This window comes from Monashia sp. HAY1-5C (assembly GCF_056755255.1).
This window is the reverse complement of the sequence record NZ_JBPGXG010000440.1, coordinates 1-262: the sequence shown is the minus strand read 5'-3', so window position 1 is coordinate 262 and position 262 is coordinate 1. Positions and strand designations below refer to the sequence as shown.

Annotated in this window: 1 protein-coding gene; it reads left to right on the top strand. The window is 56.9% G+C overall.

Annotation, left to right across the window (positions count from 1 at the left end; all coding sequences use genetic code 11):
* A partial coding sequence (locus ACR9ZK_RS22360) for a circularly permuted type 2 ATP-grasp protein (protein WP_481344128.1) occupies positions 1–262 on the top strand: 262 nt, incomplete at both ends.

The window sequence follows — 262 nt, the reverse complement described above, 5'->3', positions numbered from 1 at the left end:
CTCGTTTACAGCTACGTGCCTGACCTGATCCGCTATTACCTTCACGAAGAGCCCATCATCGCCAACGTCGACACGTTCCGGCTTGAAGAAAAGGAAGCCCGGGAACATGTCCTGGACCGCCTTGAGGAACTGGTGGTCAAACCTGTTGACGGTTCAGGCGGAAAGGGACTCGTCATCGTTTTCGACGCTGCCAAGGAAGAATTGGACGCCTTGCGCAAGCGCTTTATTGCCGATCCCCGCGGCTGGATTGCCCAGCCTGTGC